The organism is Vibrio sp. J2-3(2022) (assembly GCF_021725735.1).
Classification (GTDB): Bacteria; Pseudomonadota; Gammaproteobacteria; order Enterobacterales; family Vibrionaceae; genus Vibrio; species Vibrio diabolicus.
In genome coordinates this window covers 85,979-105,922 of record NZ_JAKKCK010000007.1, presented here as the reverse complement: position 1 = coordinate 105,922, position 19,944 = coordinate 85,979, and the positions used below count along the sequence as shown (strand labels likewise).

General features: G+C 46.9%; 15 protein-coding genes. 4 read left to right on the top strand and 11 right to left on the bottom strand.

The genetic code is table 11. From position 1 onward, the window contains the following. Positions 1–71: 71 nt before the first annotated feature. Positions 72–1,259 carry a 3-phenylpropionate MFS transporter gene (locus L3V27_RS20760; RefSeq protein ID WP_005397849.1) on the top strand — a complete coding sequence of 396 codons (1,188 nt, stop codon included), beginning with the start codon at positions 72–74 and terminating at the stop codon, positions 1,257–1,259. A gap of 134 nt (positions 1,260–1,393) precedes the next feature. Continuing rightward, on the top strand, positions 1,394–4,825 hold the full coding sequence (locus L3V27_RS20755; protein ID WP_237312648.1) for a PAS-domain containing protein: 3,432 nt from the start codon (positions 1,394–1,396) through the stop codon (positions 4,823–4,825). A 94-nt stretch (positions 4,826–4,919) separates the two neighbouring features. On the opposite strand, the gene L3V27_RS20750 is transcribed toward L3V27_RS20755, so the two are convergent. The 5 genes from L3V27_RS20750 to L3V27_RS20730 all read right to left on the bottom strand — a co-directional run bounded on the left by L3V27_RS20750 (position 4,920) and on the right by L3V27_RS20730 (position 9,643). Next, the gene (locus tag L3V27_RS20750; RefSeq protein ID WP_237312646.1) at positions 4,920–6,305 is read right to left on the bottom strand and encodes a class II fumarate hydratase; all 1,386 of its coding nucleotides are present in this window, start codon (positions 6,303–6,305) and stop codon (positions 4,920–4,922) included. Positions 6,306–6,322: 17 nt separating this feature from the next. Then, entirely contained in the window at positions 6,323–6,700 is a 378-nt protein-coding gene (locus L3V27_RS20745; protein ID WP_237312645.1) for a hypothetical protein, read from the bottom strand. A 200-nt stretch (positions 6,701–6,900) separates the two neighbouring features. Then, on the bottom strand, positions 6,901–7,383 hold the full coding sequence (locus L3V27_RS20740) for a hypothetical protein (protein WP_237312643.1): 483 nt from the start codon (positions 7,381–7,383) through the stop codon (positions 6,901–6,903). A gap of 256 nt (positions 7,384–7,639) precedes the next feature. Then, positions 7,640–9,367: a sodium:solute symporter family protein gene (locus tag L3V27_RS20735; protein ID WP_005397550.1), complete on the bottom strand. Its 1,728-nt coding sequence runs from the start codon at positions 9,365–9,367 to the stop codon at positions 7,640–7,642. A gap of 12 nt (positions 9,368–9,379) precedes the next feature. Then, positions 9,380–9,643 carry a DUF4212 domain-containing protein gene (locus tag L3V27_RS20730; RefSeq protein WP_005397548.1) on the bottom strand — a complete coding sequence of 88 codons (264 nt, stop codon included), beginning with the start codon at positions 9,641–9,643 and terminating at the stop codon, positions 9,380–9,382. A 520-nt stretch (positions 9,644–10,163) separates the two neighbouring features. Here L3V27_RS20730 and L3V27_RS20725 point away from each other — a divergent pair. Further along, complete coding sequence (locus L3V27_RS20725) at positions 10,164–11,909, top strand: potassium/proton antiporter (protein ID WP_047010251.1); 1,746 nt, start codon at positions 10,164–10,166, stop codon at positions 11,907–11,909. Positions 11,910–11,911: 2 nt separating this feature from the next. Here L3V27_RS20725 and L3V27_RS20720 read toward each other — a convergent pair whose 3' ends face one another. The 4 genes from L3V27_RS20720 to aspA all read right to left on the bottom strand — a co-directional run bounded on the left by L3V27_RS20720 (position 11,912) and on the right by aspA (position 17,643). Then, on the bottom strand, positions 11,912–12,541 hold the full coding sequence (locus L3V27_RS20720) for a response regulator transcription factor (RefSeq protein ID WP_005397542.1): 630 nt from the start codon (positions 12,539–12,541) through the stop codon (positions 11,912–11,914). 194 nt (positions 12,542–12,735) lie between these two features. Beyond that, positions 12,736–14,547, bottom strand: coding sequence for a protein-disulfide reductase DsbD (locus L3V27_RS20715; RefSeq protein ID WP_237312640.1), 1,812 nt, complete (start codon positions 14,545–14,547; stop codon positions 12,736–12,738). Positions 14,548–14,708: 161 nt separating this feature from the next. Further along, entirely contained in the window at positions 14,709–16,016 is a 1,308-nt protein-coding gene (locus L3V27_RS20710) for an anaerobic C4-dicarboxylate transporter (RefSeq protein ID WP_005382378.1), read from the bottom strand. Between the two features lie 175 nt (positions 16,017–16,191). Beyond that, positions 16,192–17,643: an aspartate ammonia-lyase gene (aspA, locus tag L3V27_RS20705; RefSeq protein WP_005397540.1), complete on the bottom strand. Its 1,452-nt coding sequence runs from the start codon at positions 17,641–17,643 to the stop codon at positions 16,192–16,194. Positions 17,644–18,073: 430 nt separating this feature from the next. Here aspA and L3V27_RS20700 point away from each other — a divergent pair, with 430 nt between their 5' ends. Then, positions 18,074–18,592: an FxsA family protein gene (locus tag L3V27_RS20700; protein ID WP_237312639.1), complete on the top strand. Its 519-nt coding sequence runs from the start codon at positions 18,074–18,076 to the stop codon at positions 18,590–18,592. A 70-nt stretch (positions 18,593–18,662) separates the two neighbouring features. Here L3V27_RS20700 and trmL read toward each other — a convergent pair whose 3' ends face one another. Together trmL and L3V27_RS20690 are read right to left on the bottom strand one after the other, a co-directional pair. After that, the gene (gene trmL, locus L3V27_RS20695; RefSeq protein ID WP_005382381.1) at positions 18,663–19,142 is read right to left on the bottom strand and encodes a tRNA (uridine(34)/cytosine(34)/5-carboxymethylaminomethyluridine(34)-2'-O)-methyltransferase TrmL; all 480 of its coding nucleotides are present in this window, start codon (positions 19,140–19,142) and stop codon (positions 18,663–18,665) included. A 136-nt stretch (positions 19,143–19,278) separates the two neighbouring features. After that, positions 19,279–19,887 carry a superoxide dismutase gene (locus L3V27_RS20690; protein ID WP_237312637.1) on the bottom strand — a complete coding sequence of 203 codons (609 nt, stop codon included), beginning with the start codon at positions 19,885–19,887 and terminating at the stop codon, positions 19,279–19,281. Positions 19,888–19,944 lie beyond the last annotated feature (57 nt).

Sequence of the window (19,944 nt, the reverse complement as noted above, 5' to 3'; positions counted from 1 at the left end):
TTTTTATAATACGCATAGCGATCCATAATTCCCGGTTCGAACGTTGATGTTCCCGTTTTAGGATATTAGTAATGTTGAAACCTTCTCCGTATGGCTGGATTTCCCAGTACTTTCTCGGATTCTTCTTTGCGTATGGCGTATATCTGCCATTTTGGTCACTTTGGTTTAAGGAGCAAGGTGTCTCTTCGACCGACATCGGTTTGCTAGTTGGGTTAGGTCTTGCGACACGTTGTGTCGCCAATATCGTGATCACCCCACGAGTGCACAAAGTTGAACACCTTATGCCTGCTTTACGTTGGTTGAGTTTCGCTGCCCTCCTTTTTGTTGGATTTCACTTTTTTACAGGTGGCAGTTTTTGGTTAATGGCGTTAGCGACGGTGCTATTTAACCTCTGTTGTGGACCGATTGTTCCATTATCGGATGCGATGGCAAACTACTACGCTCGTCTGAAAATGCTCGACTACGGCCGTACGCGCTTATGGGGCTCGATCGCCTTTATCGCGGGTTCGACGGCCGTGGGTTATCTGGTGGCTGAATTTGGCTCTGATATGATCTTGTACACGGCGATGGCCGGGGTATTAGTTTCGTTGCTATTTTCAATGCGTATGACTAACCCGATGCCCGTTACGCTTGGTGGGCAAAGCGCGGAGCGTCCAAAACTGAGTGCTCTTTTGACAGACAAGCCGATACTTAAATTCTTAGTGTTGGTGTCATTAATTCAGGGCAGTCATGCGGCTTACTACGGTTTTAGCGCTATTCACTGGAAAGCCGCAGGTCATTCGGAAGATGTGATTGGCTATCTGTGGAGCTTGGGTGTTGCAGCCGAAGTGGCAGTGTTTGCGCTGAGCAAGCGTTTATTTGTCGGTTGGTCAATGCGTGCGTTATTTGTTGTTGCTGCCGTTGGTGTGATGATGCGTTGGGGCATTACGGCATCGACAACGTCGATTGTTGCTTTGGTGATTGTTCAATTATTGCATGGCGTGACCTTCGCAACGGCACACATTGCTGCGATTCAATATATCCAAAACTCGGAAGAGAATAAGATAGTGGCGCTGCAAGCATTGTATAACGCGATTCCGCTAGGCGCATTCATCGCACTGATGACCGTGTTGAGCGGTTGGGGTTATGAGCACTGGGGACCACTTGTGTTCTGGGGCATGGCCGCGATGGGTTTATTGGCATTGTTCATCAAGCTCGAACCACAAGAGCCACATCATGTGGTCGATGTATCAGACAAGTCACTGGAAACACAGAATTAGACTTCTGTGACAAAGGTTAAAAACTAAGCTTTGTCTCCGTTGTGAAAGCAGTGTTAAATGAAACCTCTCCCTAATGGAGAGGTTTTTTTATTCTCTTGCTTTAAAACGGCAAGAAAGGCAAGAAAGGATATCGGATGCAAGGATGGCTGGTGGTTCCCGTTTCTTTGGCGTATTTGGGAGCCTTATTTATCATCGCGTGGTACGGCGACATTCAGAAAAGGTGGTTAGCACGCTGGCGGCCGTGGATTTATAGCCTTTCCATTGCGGTGTACTGTACATCGTGGACCTTCTACGGCACGGTCGGGCAGGCCAGCACTAACCCTTGGTCTTTCTTGCCCATCTATATTGCCCCCATTTTAGTGTTTACCATCGGATGGCGCGTTTTAGCTCGGCTTATTTTGATTGCTAAACGGGAACACATCACGTCGATTGCTGATTTTATCGGAGCTCGTTACGGCAAATCTCAAGGTTTGGCCGTAGTCGTTACACTCATTGCGGTTGCGGGAATTTTGCCGTACATCGCTTTGCAGTTGCGTGGTATCACCATGGGGCTAGAAATCATTGCCCCAGAACTGGCTACCGATTTTGGTTATCAAAACGATAGCGTGTCGTGGTTTGTCGTGGTCGCACTGGCAATTTTTACCATGCTATTTGGTACCCGGCACATTGATAACACGGAACACCATCGTGGGATGATGATGGCGATTGCCTTCGAATCGATTATCAAACTGTTGGCGTTTTTAGTAGTCGGTGTATTCATTGTTTGGTTGGCGATGAACACCGAGAATTTGAGCTTAGTTGACGTTGCCACACAGACGTATCAGTCACCAAACATCCCTACCATATTGATTCATACCGTACTCACGATGCTGGCGATTGTTTGTCTTCCACGACAATTCCATACGATGGTAGTGGAAAATGAACGCGCGCAAGATTTGCATGTTGCTCGTTGGTTGTTTCCCATTTATCTGATCTTGATGGGGATTTTTGTTTTACCTATTGCGTGGGTAGGGCAAGGGTTGTTGAGTGGTGCTTCGCCTGATACTTATGTGATCAGTGTGCCGATGTCGGTAGGGGCGAGTGAAATCGCTTTGCTTGCATTTTTAGGCGGCACTTCGGCGGCCAGTGGCATGGTTATCGTGTCGACGATTGCCTTAGCGATCATGGTATCGAACGACTTGGTTATGCCACTACTGTTGCGTCGCATGCGATTGACGCAGCGTAACCATCATCACTTCTCTGAATTATTACTGCGGATCCGCCGTGGTCTGATTTTAGTCCTACTAATTGGCGCTTGGGGTTTTTATCAAGCGTTAGATACCATTCACTCACTCTCAGCGATCGGCTTTCTCTCATTTGCGGCGATCACGCAATTCGCGCCTGCGCTGGTGGGCGGTATGTACTGGCGTCAAGGGAATAAGAAAGGTGTGTATGTTGGCTTGGCGGTAGGCTTTACCATTTGGCTGATTACGTTAATGAGCCAAACGGACATGCTTGCCGGGAATGCCAGTAACAACTTTTTGATTTGGTTGATCACCCCACCAGAGGTATTGGCTGGCTTTGACATTGCGATTTCAGATTGGGGGATGATCCTCAGCGTGGTCGCCAATGCAGTGTGTTTTGTCGTGGTTTCTATGACTACACGACCAAGCCTAAGTGAGCGCTTACAATCGGCGTCATTCGTTGGTACGCCACTGCCTGAAAGCGAAAACATGAGCCTATACCAGAGTCGTGTTACGGTTGCTGAACTAGAAATGTTAGCGTCTAGGTTTGTTGGGCGAACGCGAGTAAAAGCGGCTTTTCAAGCGTATTGGAGCCAGCAACGAGAAGAGCTAATGCCGAATCAGCAAGCGCCATCTTCTCTGATTCGACATACCGAACGTGTATTAGCCGGGGTATTCGGTGCTTCTTCTGCTAAGTTAGTACTTACCTCTGCCCTGCAAGGAAGAAACATGCAGCTTGAAGAGGTGGCGACTATCGTCGATGAAGCCTCTGAACTGTACGATTTTAGCCGAGGCCTACTTCAGGGGGCGATTGAACATATCGGCCAAGGTATTGCGGTGGTCGACAAGCAATTACGCTTGGTGGCTTGGAACCAACGCTACTTAGAACTCTTTGAATTTCCGCCAGGCTTGATCCAAGTTGGGCGACCGATTGCGGATGTGATTCGGCACAATGCAGAGCAAGGTTTATGTGGACCAGGCGATCCTGATGACCACGTCCGTCGTCGCGTTTATCACCTTGAGCAAGGGACTCGGCACACCTCTTCTCGGGTTCGTCCTGATGGTCGCGTGATTGAGGTACAAGGTAACCCAATGCCAGGTGGTGGCTTTGTGATGAGCTTTACCGACATCACCGTATTCCGTGATGCAGAGCAAGCGCTGAAAGACGCCAACGAGACATTGGAAGAAAGGGTGCGTCTGCGGACTCGGGAATTAGAACAACTTAACAAGCAGCTGGTGGCAGCGACGCAACGCTCCGATTTGGAATCGAAGTCCAAATCACGGTTCTTGGCGGCAGTAAGCCATGACTTGATGCAGCCACTCAACGCTGCGCGCCTGTTCGCTTCTTCATTGTCGGAAGTAGCCAAAGACAGCGAAGCCAAAAAGCTGTCGGCTCACATTGAGAGTGCTTTAGAGGCGGCCGAAGACCTGATAGGAGATTTGCTGGATATCTCGCGCTTGGAGTCGGGCAAGCTGGAAGTCAATGTGCACGGTTTTGCGTTAAACGATGTGTTGTCGAATTTGAATGCGGAGTTCAGCGCATTAGCCAAGCAACAAGGTATAGCATTCACCATGATTCCATCCTCACTCATGGTTAAATCGGATCCCAAACTGCTGCGCCGTGTGGTACAAAACTTCCTGACCAATGCGTTTCGTTATAACCCGAATGGCAAAGTCGCACTCGGTGTTCGCCGTGTCAAAGGGCGAGTGCGTATTGATGTGTGGGACAACGGTGTAGGTATTGAAGAAGAGAAGCAGCAAGAGATTTTTGAAGAGTTTAATCGCGGAACTCAAGTTCGTTCCGACCAAGGTCTCGGGCTTGGTTTGGCGATTTCCAAGGGAATTGCTCAAGTGCTCGGGCATGAAATTTCGATGCGTTCTTGGGTCGGGAAAGGCAGTGTCTTTTCTATCACGATTGATAAAGCCGATCATGTGCAGCCGCACCCAGTTCAAGTCACGACAAGTAAGCAGTCTGAACTTGGTCATCTAAGAATTCTATGTGTGGATAATGAGCCCGATATTTTAGTCGGTATGGAAAACTTACTGTCTCGATGGGGCTGCGATACGCGAGTGGCGACCGATTTGGTCGAAAGTCTACAAGCTCTCGAGGATGGTTGGATTCCGGACGTGATTTTTTCCGATTACCGACTTGATGATGGTCGTACTGGCTTGGAAGTGCTACAGCAATGTCGCTTGAGACTAGGCAGCTGCTTTGAAGGTGTCATCATCAGCGCGGATCGCACCGATGATATGCTTGATGGCATCAAGGGAAATGGGTTCAGCTTTATTGCGAAGCCAGTTAAGCCGCTTAAATTGCGTTCGGTGCTCAACCGCGTCGCATAGATTTAGAGTGTTTTAGCGTTGCTATAAAAGAGACCTCCGAATGGAGGTCTCTGTGTTTGTAATCTTATTTTGGTTTGTAGGCTGAGTTTGCCGCTTATTCCGCAACACCACCTTGGGTGAGTTTTGCGGGATTAAGCAATCGTTCTAGCGTGGCTCTATCTAAATCGGTTTCTTCTTCTGCGACATCAATAATCGCACGCCCCTGCTTATAGGCTTTTTTCGCGACTTCTGCCGCTTTTAGGTAGCCAATGACCGGGTTGAGGGCCGTGACCAAAATTGGGTTTTTGGCGAGCGCTACATCCAAGTTATCTTGACGAACTTCGAATGTTGCAATGGCTTTATCAGCTAAAGCCGTTGCGCTGTTAGCGAGCAACTCGATGCTCTCCAATATATTATGAGCAATGACAGGTAGCATGACGTTTAGTTGGAAGTTGCCTGCTTGGCCCGCGACGGTAATAGTGGTGTCATTACCAATGACTTGCGCTGATGCCATAGCTGCGGCTTCTGGGATCACAGGGTTTACTTTGCCAGGCATGATGGAAGAACCCGGTTGCAAGCCTTGTAATTCAATCTCACCTAAACCAGCCAATGGGCCTGAATTCATCCAACGAAGATCGTTTGCGATCTTCATGATCGCAACTGCTGCTGTTTTGAGCTGTCCCGATAGGGCGACGATCGCATCTTGGCTGCTTAAATTGAAAAAGAAATTATCACTGGCTGTGAACTGAATACGAGTCGATTGTGTCAGGTTGCTAGCGAATAAGTCCGCAAAGCGTGGATCGGCATTGATCCCCGTTCCAACCGCCGTACCACCTTGGGCTAAGGCTTTTACCGCTGGCAGTGCTTGCTCAATCGCTTGTTTTGCGTGCTCGATTTGGAACTGCCAACCGCCAAGCTCTTGAGCAAAGGTAATAGGCATCGCGTCCATTAAGTGAGTGCGCCCGGTTTTTACAACATCTTTCAGTGCTTGCTGCTTAGACTCTAGTGCTTGGCTGAGGTGTGACAAGGCCGGAAAGAGCTGTTTTTCAATGGCTAATGCTGCGCTAACTTGAATTGCGGTTGGCACCACATCGTTACTGCTTTGTCCCATGTTGACGTGATCATTAGGGCTGACAGTGCCGCCTAGATGCTGGGAGGCCAGTGTTGCAATCACTTCATTCGCATTCATATTTGAGCTGGTGCCTGAACCGGTTTGAAATACGTCAATTGGAAATTGCTCAATATGATTGCCCTCGATAATCGCCTGAGCTGCGTCAGCAATCGCATTAGCGATATCACCTTCAAGCAGCCCCAATTGTGCGTTGGTGAGTGCCGCAGTCTGCTTGATGTGTGCCAACGCTTGGATGAAGCCAGATGGCATCTTATGTTGACTGAATGAGAAGTTATCGACGGCGCGCTGAGTTTGGGCTTGGTAGAGTGCATCTGCTGGGACTTTCACTTCGCCCATACTGTCAGTTTCTATGCGGAATTTGGTGTTCATGGTAGGGATCCTTTTGGTTAATCGAGTGAGATTTGAATCAGGCGTAATTGTTGTTGTAATGCGAGAAATTTCACGTCGCCTTGTTCAAACTGATAGTAATAGCGTTTGAGACAGAATAATGGCGTATGGATAGAATCGAGACAGACACGACGGAAGATACGACTGCGGGTGGAGTCTTGAATTGCGTCTAGTAGATGGAAATAAACCTGACGCAAAAACAGCTCACACAACAATAGATTCTCTTCATCGGCATCGTGTTCATAGCAGGAAGACAACACCATTCCCCAATGAATATAGTCATGAATTACGTCTGGCTCAAAGCCGTGTGGTACGGCGAGAAGGAATCTATCTTGTGCTTTAAAAAATGCGTTGAAGATGTCCCGTTTGTTGTCCATAACCACCTCTCATTTAATGTAATGATAATTATTATCAATTAAGTGGTGGTTGGCAACCATTTTCAGAGTAAGAGGTTTGCAAAGAAAGCATTACGAAACAAAAAGCCGACGTAAAAGCGTCGGCAGAGAGGGAATTATTTAGTCCTGAGGTGACAATGAGGTATCGACGTTTTGGATATCGGTGTCTTTATCTGTGGCCATTACTCTGTAAATAAGGTTTCGTACTTCACAAACGCGGTTTGTGTTTCGCCGTAATAAAGTGTGCCTCCAGATTGAATGACGACTCTTAACCAACTTTCTGCGGATGCTGGTCTTGGTAAGGTAATGTACCAACTTTTTCCAGCCTGATCGGCGGGCTTCATATCAATCGGCTGAGCATTTTTCTCTTCGTCATTAACGATCGAAACTTTGACCCCTTCGAGTGGATAGGCGGCATTGAGTGACAATTCTAAGCCATTTTTCGTGAGCTGTTCTGAGCGAAACTTCACTTTAAAGTCGCCATTTTCCATGTCACACAGTCCACTGGTGTAACGACAGTTAGACTTACTCGCGAGTTTGTAAGTTTCCCCTTCTTGTGCCGCGCGGGGTTTCTCGCTGAGTGCCATATCGGTGCCGAAGTAGGCGATCAAAGAAAGAATCGGCGCAATCAGCAGAGCGATAATGAAGTGCTTGTTTTTGAACATAAAATACTAATTCCATCAATTGTCTGTTCATTTTAACTGGCTAAAATCACTAATAACTTCGTTAATGATTTTGAAGGTAGAGCAACTAGCTTGCTGCAATCTTTGCCTTGTTCTAAACGATTGTTTCTGCGTTCCCCGAACATATAACCAATGCCATTCCTGTGCTTCCTTGCTACGGCTCAGGGAATCTAATTATTAGAATAAGTTAGGTGAATAAAAAAGCCCCAAGTGGGGCTTTTGTGGCTTGCGTTATATTTTAGTGGTCCACGGCATCGCCTGCACCAACAGGGACACGAACGTGTTCAACAAGATCTTTAACTTCTTGAGGTGTTTCCGCCGTAACTTTCGATACCGCGAATGCCACGATGAAGTTAAATAGTGCGCCGATAGCACCAAACGCGTTTGGCTCAATACCTAGGAACCAGTTGGTTCCCCAGCTTTCTAGATATTTCCAGTCAGCAACGAATAGGATGCCTTTGTGCTGGAATACGTAGAACAGTGTGATACTGATACCGGCAATCATACCGGCGATTGCGCCTTCTTTATTGATACCTTTGCTGAAGATACCCATCATCAACGCAGGGAATATGGATGACGCAGCAAGACCAAAGGCGAGCGCCACCGTACCAGCGGCAAAGCCAGGAGGATTCAATCCGAGATAGCCTGCGGCTGCGATTGCCACCGCCATCGAGATTCGGCTGGCAAGCAGCTCCTTCTTCTCGGATATGTTCGGATTTATAACCCCTTTGATTAAGTCATGGGAAATCGCCGACGAAATAGCAAGCAACAGACCCGCAGCTGTGGATAGTGCTGCAGCGAGACCACCAGCGGCTACGAGTGCAATGACCCAGTTTGGTAGCTTAGCGATTTCTGGGTTTGCTAGTACCATGATGTCACGGTCAACTCGCAATTCATTGGTGTCAGGGTTTGAGGTGTACTCGATCAGGCCATCGCCATTCTTATCATCAAAGCCTAATAGACCTGTTGTTTCCCAGTTTTTGAACCAATCAGGGCGCTCATCATACGCAAGGTGTTGGCCCGGAGCTGGGTTAACGGTATCCATTAGGTTTAGACGAGCCATTGCTGAAACTGCTGGCGCTGTTGTGTATAGAATAGCGATGAACACAAGTGCCCAGCCTGCAGAAGTACGCGCATCACGTACCTTAGGTACCGTAAAGAAACGGATGATAACGTGTGGTAGACCCGCAGTACCGATCATCAATGACATGGTGTAAACGAACATGTTTAGTGTGCTACCGCGAACCTGTGTGGTGTACTCACTAAAGCCGAGTTCGGTCACCACTTGGTCGAGCCTATCGAGCAGATAAACATCGGTGCCTTGAATGGTACTCCCGAGGCCAATCTGAGGTAGCGGGTTACCTGTAAGTTGCAGAGAGATAAAGATTGCAGGGATAGTGTAAGCAAGAATGAGTACGCAATATTGAGCAATCTGCGTGTAAGTGATGCCTTTCATGCCGCCAAGTACGGCGTACATGAATACGATACACATACCAATCAGTAGGCCTGTTGAGTAATCAACTTCTAGGAAGCGACCGAAGGCAACGCCAACGCCTTTCATCTGGCCGATAACATAAGTGACCGATGCGATGATAAGACAGATAACCGCCACGATACGTGCCGTGTTCGAGTAGAAGCGTTCACCAACAAACTCTGGCACCGTAAACTTACCAAACTTACGTAGATAAGGGGCGAGCAACAGTGCAAGCAGTACGTAACCACCCGTCCAACCCATTAGGAATACGGAGCCGCCGTAACCCATAAAGGCAATCAGACCCGCCATTGAGATGAACGATGCCGCCGACATCCAGTCAGCAGCGGTTGCCATACCGTTAGCGATTGGGTTGACCCCGCCACCTGCGACATAGAACTCTTTGGTTGACCCCGCACGCGCCCAGATCGCAATACCGATGTAGAGGACGAAGGTTGCACCAACAACCAGGTAGGTAATAGTTTTCAAATCCATCTGAGTTACTCCTTACTCATCTACGCCGAATTCACGGTCTATTTGGCGCATCTTCCATGCGTAATAGAAAATAATACCTAGGAAGGTGTAGATGGAGCCTTGCTGAGCAAACCAGAAACCAAGTTTGTATCCACCTAATTGAAATTGATTAAGTACGTCGACAAATAAAATGCCGCAGCCGAAAGACACTACGAACCAGATGACCATAAGGCCAATCATGAGCTTCACGTTTTTGTCCCAATAGGCTTTGGCTCTTTCTTCGCTTTCAAATGCCATTGCCGTCTCCTTACGATTGGTATTGTTGTTAAAAAAATGTTTCAACATGTACATTAGCAAGGTGTTGACAAGAACTCTTTTCAACTTTAGTCGGGGTATGAAAAATAAAAAACTCCCGTGATATGGTCGCTTAGAGAAGAGTTAGGGTTATTTGTCAATGTTAAAAAGCTGTTAAATTAGCCAAAGGTCTAAGGAGAAAAATGATAAAAAGCACGAATAAGAGACGTGATTAATTTTTTCTTCATTGATTTTAGCGATCCTTAACAGAAACATTCTGCGTTCTTCTTTTTATCAATCAGCGAAAAAATTGGCGTGAAAAATTCACAAGTAATTTATTTACATAAAGTTTTCGTACCAAATCACCGTTTTAGCGCACAATAAAGTAATATAACTGAGTCATTCTCGTACAACCTCGCGCTTTGGGACGGTTTAAGGAGGAGGCAGATTAAGGCATTAACTTATTAACGAAGTCGCCTTAGCTCATCACAAGCATATCGTTTTTCATTAAGGGAGGGTGAGAATGGACGCAGACACCATTAACAGTTTTTTTCTTATAGGTGCGTTGTTAATCGCACTTAGCGTTCTTTTAAGCCCAGTTTCCTCTAAGTTGGGAATCCCAATTCTTTTGGTATTTTTAGCCGTTGGAATGCTGGCGGGGGAAGACGGTTTAGGCGGTATTTTATTTGATAATTTTTCGATCGCTTACTTGGTCAGTAACCTCGCATTAGCCATCATTTTGCTCGATGGTGGTATGAGAACACGGGTTGCCAGCTTTAGGGTGGCGTTATGGCCTTCGGTGTCCTTGGCAACGTTTGGCGTTGCGATCACCACTATTTTGACCGGGCTGATGGCAACGTGGTTATTCGACTTAGACTTGCTGCAAGGTATATTAGTTGGTGCGATTGTCGGCTCCACTGATGCCGCCGCGGTTTTTTCTCTACTCAAAGGTCGTAGTCTTAACGAACGTGTTGGCTCAACGCTGGAAATTGAATCCGGCACCAATGATCCTATGGCGGTGTTTCTGACTGTTACTCTGATTGCTATTTTAGCGAACCCAGATGCAGATTTGAGTGTGGGCTTTTTGGCGCTCAGTTTTCTTAAGCAGTTTGGTATTGGCGCTTTACTCGGTTTTGCTGGTGGCTGGATTTTGTGGAAGGTCATCAATCGTAATCAACTGCCGGATGGCTTATATTCGATTTTAACCGTCAGTGGTGGCTTGCTGATTTTCGCTTTATCTAATGCATTAGGTGGCAGCGGTATTCTGTCAATTTATCTGGTTGGTTTACTGCTAGGTAATCGTCCAACACGCAGCCGCCATTCCATTCTTCATGTGCTAGATGGCATGACGTGGCTAGCTCAAATCGGTATGTTCCTCGTGCTTGGTTTATTGGTTACGCCTTCCAACTTGCTCTCTATTGCGTTGCCTGGTTTGGCGCTGGCCTTTGGGATGATTTTATTTGCCCGTCCAATCTCGGTTTGGATCGGTTTACTGCCATTCAAGAGTTTCACACCACGTGAAAAGTGGTTTGTTTCTTGGGTGGGCTTGCGCGGTGCTGTCCCAATTATTCTGGCGGTATTTCCAATGATGGCAGGATTGCCAGATGCGCAGTTGTACTTCAATTTGGCGTTTTTCGTGGTAATGGTCTCTTTGATTGTACAAGGTGGCACATTGACTAAAGCGATGTCTCTGGCGAAGGTAGAGCTACCTTCTAAACCTGAGCCAATTTCACGCACAGGTGTGGAGATTTACCCAACTAGTGAGTGGGAACTGTTTATCTATAAGCTTAAAGCGGATAAATGGTGTATTGGTGAACCATTGCGTAGTCTTTCGATGCCGGATGGAACGCGCATCGCCGCAGTATTTCGCAATAAAGCGTTATTGCATCCGTCAGGTAGTACGCGCCTCGAAGAAGACGATACCTTGTGTGTGTTGGCGCAAGAAAAGGATTTGGATGCCCTGAGCTTGCTATTTAGTGAAGCGCCTGAGAAAGCGTCATTGGCACGATTCTTTGGTGATTTCTTCCTAGATATTGAAGTGAACCTTGCCGATATTGCGATGATGTATGGCCTGAACTTGGGCGATGAATCACTCGATAAAAGCTTAAGAAACCTTGTAGAAGAACAATTGGGGAGTACACCAGTGTTAGGGGACCAATTCGAGTGGCAAGGCTTGCAATGGATCATTGCCGATGTCGTTGACCAACAAGTCACCAAAGTAGGTATCCGTTTGCCAAGCGAGCAAAGCCTGCTCGCTGACGAGGAGTGAGTCTAGTCGTTCATCTCCGTTAGCATGATGACGGCTTGTGTGCGGTTTTTTACGCCGAGCTTGCGGAAAATCGCCGTCATATGCGCTTTGATGGTGGCTTCTGAAACATTCAATTCGTAGGCGATTTGTTTGTTCAGTAAGCCATCTGACAACATCCCCAACACCTTATATTGCTGTGGCGTTAGCGCGGCAATCTTCTCCGCTAAGTCATTACATGCCGCGTTATTGGTGATCAGCCCTTCAGGAAAATACGGGTCGCCATTGAGCACTTGATTGAGCGCATTCACCAATTCGCGCATATCGCTCGATTTAGGAATAAAACCAAACGCACCATGGCTTTTCACTTGTGTCACGATCGCTGGCTCTTCACTAGCCGATACGACGACGATTGGTAAGTCTGGGTGTTCTGCTCGCAAGTGAATCAAGCCAGACATACCATTTGCTCCTGGCATTTTGAGATCCAATAGCACCAAATCTGGCTCTTCTTCTCGCTCTAACAAAGCCAGCAGTGCGTCGAGTGAGTCCGCTTCCAGCAAATTTGCCCCACTGATTGCCATGTGGATAGATTGAAACAAGGCATTACGGAAGAGTGGGTGATCATCTGCAATGATGATGGTGTAGGTCGAATCCATGACGTTAAACACTTTTGACTATTTCGTTAAATTTATTATTGTCCAGCTTTGAGAGAGTGGACAATATTTATTCGCTAAAAGTCTGAACCAAATCGACTTTTATTAGGAAAATTGCATATAAGCGCAATTTTCTCATTCAAATCTGAGTAATAAAAAACGCCAGTGGTCATCACTGGCGTTTGAATATCTGATGATCAGAATTGTTGGATGTGCTCTAAGAAAGGCTCGGCTTGCATAAAACCGGTTAAACGCGCGTTTGAAACGTGTTCGCCATTCGCATCCCAGAACTCGATGGTTGGCAAGCCAAGTACGTTCATGTGTTTGAGTAACTCAATATCTTGCACTTGGTTCTTGGTTACATCAGCTTGCAGAAGAACAAAGTCTTTTAGCTTGGCTTCGACGCTTGGATCATGGAAGGTGTACTTCTCAAACTCTTTACACGCCACACACCAATCGGCGTAGAAGTCGAGCATCACAGGTTTGCCCGCTGCTTTGGCTAGCGCTAGTTGTTCTTCCAACTCTGCAACATTGGCAATGCGTGTAAAGCTTACGGAAGTTTGTTGAGCTTGCGTTGCGTTATTACCAAACCAGTAATTTAATACTGGCTGTGCTGACGCGAGCAAACCCAATACGGCGATGATGCCAACGGCGCTTTGTTTCCAGCCACCAAACTCCAAGCTGTTTTTCACATGATACAGCCAACCAAAGGCAGCGATGCCCAGTGTTGACCACAGAATTGTTGACCACATTTCTGGCATGATGCGTTCCAACAAGAAGATAGGCGCAGCAAGCAGAATAAAGCCGAACAGCGTTTTCACACGGTCCATCCAACCACCTGCTTTTGGTAGCAACTTGTTGCCAAATACCGCTACAAGGATCAACGGAATACCCATGCCCATCGCCAGCGCGTAAAGGGCGACCCCACCGGTGAGTAAGTCGCCACTTTGTGCGACGTAAAGCAGCGCACCAGAGAGTGGGGCGGTAGTACACGGAGAACAAACCAAGCCAGATATTGCCCCCATTGCAAACACGCCAGCACTGCTACCACCTTGCTGCTTGTTACTTAAGTTATTCAGCCACGTTTGCACGCTGCTTGGTAACTGCAATGAGTACAGACCAAACATCGACATAGCTAATGCAATGAACAGTACACTCAAACCAATCAGCACATAAGGGTGTTGCATCGCCGCTTGGAACTGCATACCCGCAGACGCCACTACAAGGCCGAGCAGCGTGTAAGTCAGCGCCATGCCTTGTACGTAAACAAATGACAAACCAAGCGCACGACGTTGGCTCAGCTTGCCACTGCCAAGCACGATGCTGGTCAAAATTGGGTACATCGGCAGCACACAAGGTGTAAATGCTAGACCCACACCAAGTGCCAAAAACAACAACGGCGTCCACCACTTGTCGGCTAGATTCGCGGCTAAGCTATCTTGCTCACTGACTGGTACTGAAGTGGTGGTTGGTTTTGTTGCTGGCTGTGCTTGTTCTGTCGCTGGTGCCTTGGCAGTCGGTGCTACGGTATCGGAATTGGATGAAGAAAACGCGCTGATTGGAATCTCACGTGTTTCTGGTGGGTAGCAGAAGCCCGCTTTCGCACAGCCTTGATATTGCACAATGACACGTGCGCCCTCTTGCCAATTACTCAGTGGGATATTGACAAATAGTGGTGTGGTATAGATATGCACATCACCAAAGAATTCATCTTTATGTGGCGTGCCGTTTTCCATTTGCAGTTCGCCCAGTGAGATGTTCTCACCAGACACAGATAAACGCTCTTGATACAGGTAATAACCATCGCGTACCTGCCAATCGAGCATCAATTTGTCGTCTTGCTGGTAAAAACTAAACGGAAATGCCTGATCGACCGGAACAAAGCTGTCGCTGCTGCTACCAAAACTGTTGTTCTGGCTATTGGTAAACTGGTCTTTGCCGAACAAGGCTAAAGATGGAGTGGAAAAGGTAATAAGCCCTAAGAGTAAAACGGAAAGTAATGCGCGCATAAAAGAGTCAATTCATCTTAGATAATTGCCGTTAGTGTAACTCAATCAGACCCGGAGGCGAGTCAATAAGTTTCATGAAAATGAAGATTTATTGAGCATAATTCAAAACGACAGGCAATAAAAAAGGGAGCCGAAGCTCCCCGAGTAAGACTCTGTTTCCACTAGATCAGTAGACCACCGAATGCGAAGCCAAGTGCTACCGCAGAAGCGATGGTTACCACACCAGGTACAAAGAATGGGTGATTGAATACGTACTTACCGATACGAGTTGAACCCGTGTCGTCCATCTCAACCGCCGCAAGTAGCGTTGGGTAAGTTGGCAGTACGAATAGCGCACTTACTGCTGCGAAAGACGCAACGGCGGTTAGTGGTGCTACACCGATAGCAAGTGCTGCTGGCATTAGCGCAACCGTGGTTGCACCTTGAGAGTAAAGCAGCATTGAAGCGAAGAATAGAACCAGTGCTAGCATCCATGGGTAGTCTGCTAGTAGCGCACCAGCCACTTCTTTGATGCCGTCAACGTGCGCGTTAACGAAGGTAGAACCTAACCATGCCACACCAAGAACACACACACACGCTGTCATACCAGAGCGGAATGTTGCTGCTGCTGGGATTTTGCCAGCGTCGATTTTACAGCTCATTACGATAGCTGCCGCGGCTGCTAGCATTACCGTCATGATAGCTTCGTTACGACCTAGAGCAGGGTTCTCGATAAGGCCAACAGAGCCAGAAATTGCTGCTGCGTAACACACTACGAATGCGATTGCGCCTAGGAAGATGAAGGTAGCTTTCTTCGCTGTTGGTAGGATTTCGCGTTTTGCTTCTGTATTTAGCTTGATTAAGCCTTTTTCTAGACGCTCTTGGTATTCAGCATCGTCTTTTAGCTCACAGCCCATGAAGTTCGCCACGAACGCACCGATCATGCACGCGATGAACGTCGTTGGGATACAGATTGCTAGTAGTGTTAGGTAGTCAACGCCAAATGGGTGCAGCATTGCCGCAAACGCGACAACAGCCGCTGAGATTGGTGATGCAGTGATCGCGATTTGCGATGCGACAACCGCAATAGACAGAGGACGAGAAGGGCGCACACCTTGACCTTTCGCGACTTCTGCAATTACTGGCAAAGTAGAGAATGCCGTGTGGCCAGTACCGGCCATCAGCGTCATTAGGTAAGTTACGATAGGCGCATAAAAGGTGATGCGCTCAGGATGCTTGCGCAAAAAGTTTTCAGCAACTTGCACCATCCAGTCTAAACCACCTGCCACTTGCATTGCTGCGATAGCCGTGATGACAGACATGATGATCAAAATTACGTCAACTGGGATGTAAGCTTGGCTTGTTGGCACACCTAAGATCAAAGACAACGCAATGACCCCAGCACCACCAGCAAAACCAATGCCGATACCGCCGATTCTAGCCCCCAAATAGATGAAGAGCAGAACCACGAAGAGTTCGACCATGACCATATTGATACCTCTTTAGTTTTTTATTGATTCTGATTTTTTGAACACTCAGGAACAGGAGTAAATGCTCAGAGAATTAGAACCCAGTGGCCTAATGGCAATAAAAGCATATAAAAAATGTGGTTAACCGTATGAGAGCCTAAAAAAGGGGCCTGAGTGGCCCCCTTCGAATTAGTTATTACTCGTAGCGTTTCGCTTTGTAAGTTGGATGCATGAAGTTTTCGACTGACAAGATTTCATCAAGCTCTTCTGCGGTTAGCAGGCCGCGCTCTAGCACAACTTCGCGAACACTCTTACCGGTTTCCGCACAAATCTTACCTACGATGTCACCTTCGTGGTGGCCGATGTATGGGTTTAGATAAGTGACGATACCGATAGAGTTGTAAACGTAGTTTTCACAAGTCTCTTTATTGACTGTGATGCCGTCGATACATTTATCACGTAGGTTCACACACGCATTGTGTAGTAGAGAGATAGACTCAAACATGCTTTGTGCGATAACTGGTTCCATTACGTTTAGCTGTAGCTGACCGCCTTCTGCTGCGAAAGAAACCGTGTTGTCGTTACCTAGAACTTTGAAGCAAACTTGGTTTACTACTTCTGGGATAACTGGGTTTACTTTTGCTGGCATGATTGAAGAACCTGCTTGCATTTCAGGTAGGTTCAATTCATTTAGACCAGCGCGTGGGCCAGAAGAAAGTAGACGAAGGTCGTTACAGATCTTCGATAGTTTCACCGCTAGACGTTTTAGTGCACTGTGCGTCATTACGTATGCGCCACAGTCAGAAGTCGCTTCGATAAGGTCTTCTGCCGCAACAACGTCAAGACCTGTTACTTCCGCTAGATGTTTTACTGCAAGCGCTTGGTAGCCAGTCGGTGTATTTAGACCTGTACCGATTGCGGTTGCGCCTAGGTTGATTTCTAGGAGTAGTTTAGAGGTGTAATCTAGAGCACGAATCTCTTCGTTTAGTGTTACTGCCCAAGCGTGGAACTCTTGACCTACAGTCATCGGTACCGCGTCTTGTAGCTGAGTACGACCCATTTTCAGTACATCTTTAAACTCAATTGCTTTAAGTTCGAATGCGCCTTTTAGGTACTCAATTGCTTCCATTAGTTTGTGTACGCTGTTGTAAACCGCGATACGGAAACCCGTTGGGTACGCACAGTTGGTTGATTGGCTCTTGTTTACGTGGTCATTTGGGTTAACAAATTCGTATTGACCTTTCTCTTTACCCATTAGCTCAAGCGCAACGTTTGCGATCACTTCGTTCGTGTTCATGTTCACGGAAGTGCCCGCACCACCTTGGAATACGTCTGATGGGAACTGATCCATGCACTTGCCAGTTTCTAGGATCAAATCACACGCTTCGATGATGTAGTTTGCAACGTCTTTTGGAATCGCACCAAGTTCTTTGTTTGCCAACGCCGCTGCTTTTTTGGTCATTACCATACCGCGTACAAATTCTGGTACGTCAGAGATGGTCATATTAGAGATGTTGAAGTTCTCGATCGCACGTAGCGTATGAATACCGTAGTACGCATCTGCAGGGACATGACGTTGACCTAATAGATCTTCTTCAATACGAGTGGCTGGGTTTGCTGTTTTTGGAGCATCAGATAGGGTAGCCATAGCAGGATCCTTAGATGATAATTCTGATAATAAAGTTATTTATTAGCCATTTCTGCAATCTAGAATCCATTCATCAGAATTTTTGGCTGGAAAATCCGTCCTGACTTATGTGGCACATGATACTGCACCTAGCGCATAAAAATAGTAACTAGATCACCTTTTTCGTTTTTCATGAGTCAATAATTTGCAAAGTATGAACGGGTTATTAATAACCCTTTATGGGTACTCGATTTTCCTCGACAAACATGGGTTTTTAGAGTTCGAAATTAGCACTTTAAAAGCACGAAAAAATCGGTATGCAATTGAATGAAACACTCCACTACCACTTTTTCTGCGTAGGAAGAGACCAGTATGAACACGCTTTTTTACAACGATTCGTTTGAGCTTAGTCCGCTTTTACCATTACACTGAATTAAACAAAGGAGGGCGTGTGTTTCCTATCTTATTATTGGCGTTTATTTTTGTCCCGATCATTGAAATCGGCTTATTTATTCAGGTGGGCGGCTTTTTAGGTTTATGGCTGACTATCGCATTAGTATTAATCACGGCATTTGTCGGTGCATCGTTGGTGCGCAGCCAAGGCATCCAAACTCTGATGTCGGTGCAGGGGCGTCTGGAACAAGGTGAAATTCCAGCCCAGCAAATTTTTGAAGGCGTAATGCTAGCGGTGGCTGGCGTGCTGCTGTTAACACCGGGCTTTATGACCGATGCTCTTGGTATGCTGGTGTTGCTTCCTGCACCACGCGCCGCGATTGCCAAATACTTGATGAGTAAAATGGTGGTGAAAACCATGCATGGTGGTGGCTTCCAAGGTGGTTTCTCTAACCAAGGGCCATTTGAGCAAGACCCGTTCCGCCGTGACCCATTTAATTCCCAGTCAGACGATGGCAATACCTTTGAAGGGGAATACGAGCGTAAAGACGATGATGATCGCAACAAGCTCAACTGATTGAGTCAGAGAGTAAAGAAAACAAAAGGGCGCACTAAGCGCCCTTTTTTGTGTTTGGAATTCGTGGTGCTTACAACGCGCCTTCAAACCCCATTTGACGCCATGCTTCAAAAGCAATGATCGCAACGGCGTTCGAAAGGTTTAGGCTGCGCGCATCTGGCATCATTGGAATGCGGATACGCTGCTCCATTGGCAAGCTATCGATGATTTCAGCAGGCAAGCCACGAGTTTCTGGACCAAACATCAATACGTCACCTGCTTGGTATTGTGCATCAACGTGGTGACCTGTGGTTTTGGTGGTGCAGGCAAACAATCGGTAGTTACCTTGTTTCTCTTTCTCTAAATATTCTAAGAATGCTTGATAGTTCTTATGACGCGTTACGCGAGCTAAATCATGGTAATCCAAACCAGCGCGGCGGACTTTCTTCTCTTCAAGATCGAAACCTAGAGGTTCAATTAAGTGAAGGTTTGCACCGCAGTTGGCACAAAGTCGAATGATGTTGCCGGTGTTCGGCGCGATTTCTGGTTCGTATAAAGCGATATCAAACATGGTATTGAAATAGAGTTGGTCAAATAGAGGGGCAGTATATACCCAAGTCAGCAAGATATGCGAGATTCAGCAAGATTGACCTGGGTATGAAAGCAGGCATTAGCGCGGACGTTAATACCGTAAGTATCGATGCTCTTTATAATAGAGCGTGAGCGTAATTTTCTTCAACCGCTCGCCAGTTGACGACGTTCCACCATGCGTCAATGTATTCTGGGCGACGGTTTTGGTAGCTGATGTAATACGCGTGCTCCCACACGTCTAATGCGAGGATTGGCTCGCCGCGTACATCCACTACGTCCATCAGAGGGTTGTCTTGATTGCTGGTGGACGTAATGTGAATCTCACCATCTTTTACGATCAACCATGCAAAGCCAGAACCAAAGGTATTAATCGCGGCTTGGGTAAACGCTTCTTTAAATTGCGCAAAGCTACCAAATTTATCGTTAATTGCCTGAGCAAGTGCGCCTTGAGGCTCACCGCCACCGTTTGGAGACATGCAATTCCAATAAATGATGTGGTTGTAGTAGCCGCCGCCATTATTACGCACTGCAGGGCTGAGCTTAGAGATATTGTCAAAGATCTCGTCTAATGACTGAGTTTCGAGCTCGCTCCCTTCAACGGCACTTACGAACTTATCGAAATAAGTCTTGTGATGTTTGCTGTAATGCACTTCCATGGTTTTCGCGTCGATGTACGGCTCTAGTGAATCGTACGGGTAAGGCAGAGCGGGAAATGTATGTGACATAGTAAATCCTCCTTAATTGGAAAATTCACTTTAATGCTAACGATAATTATTATCAAC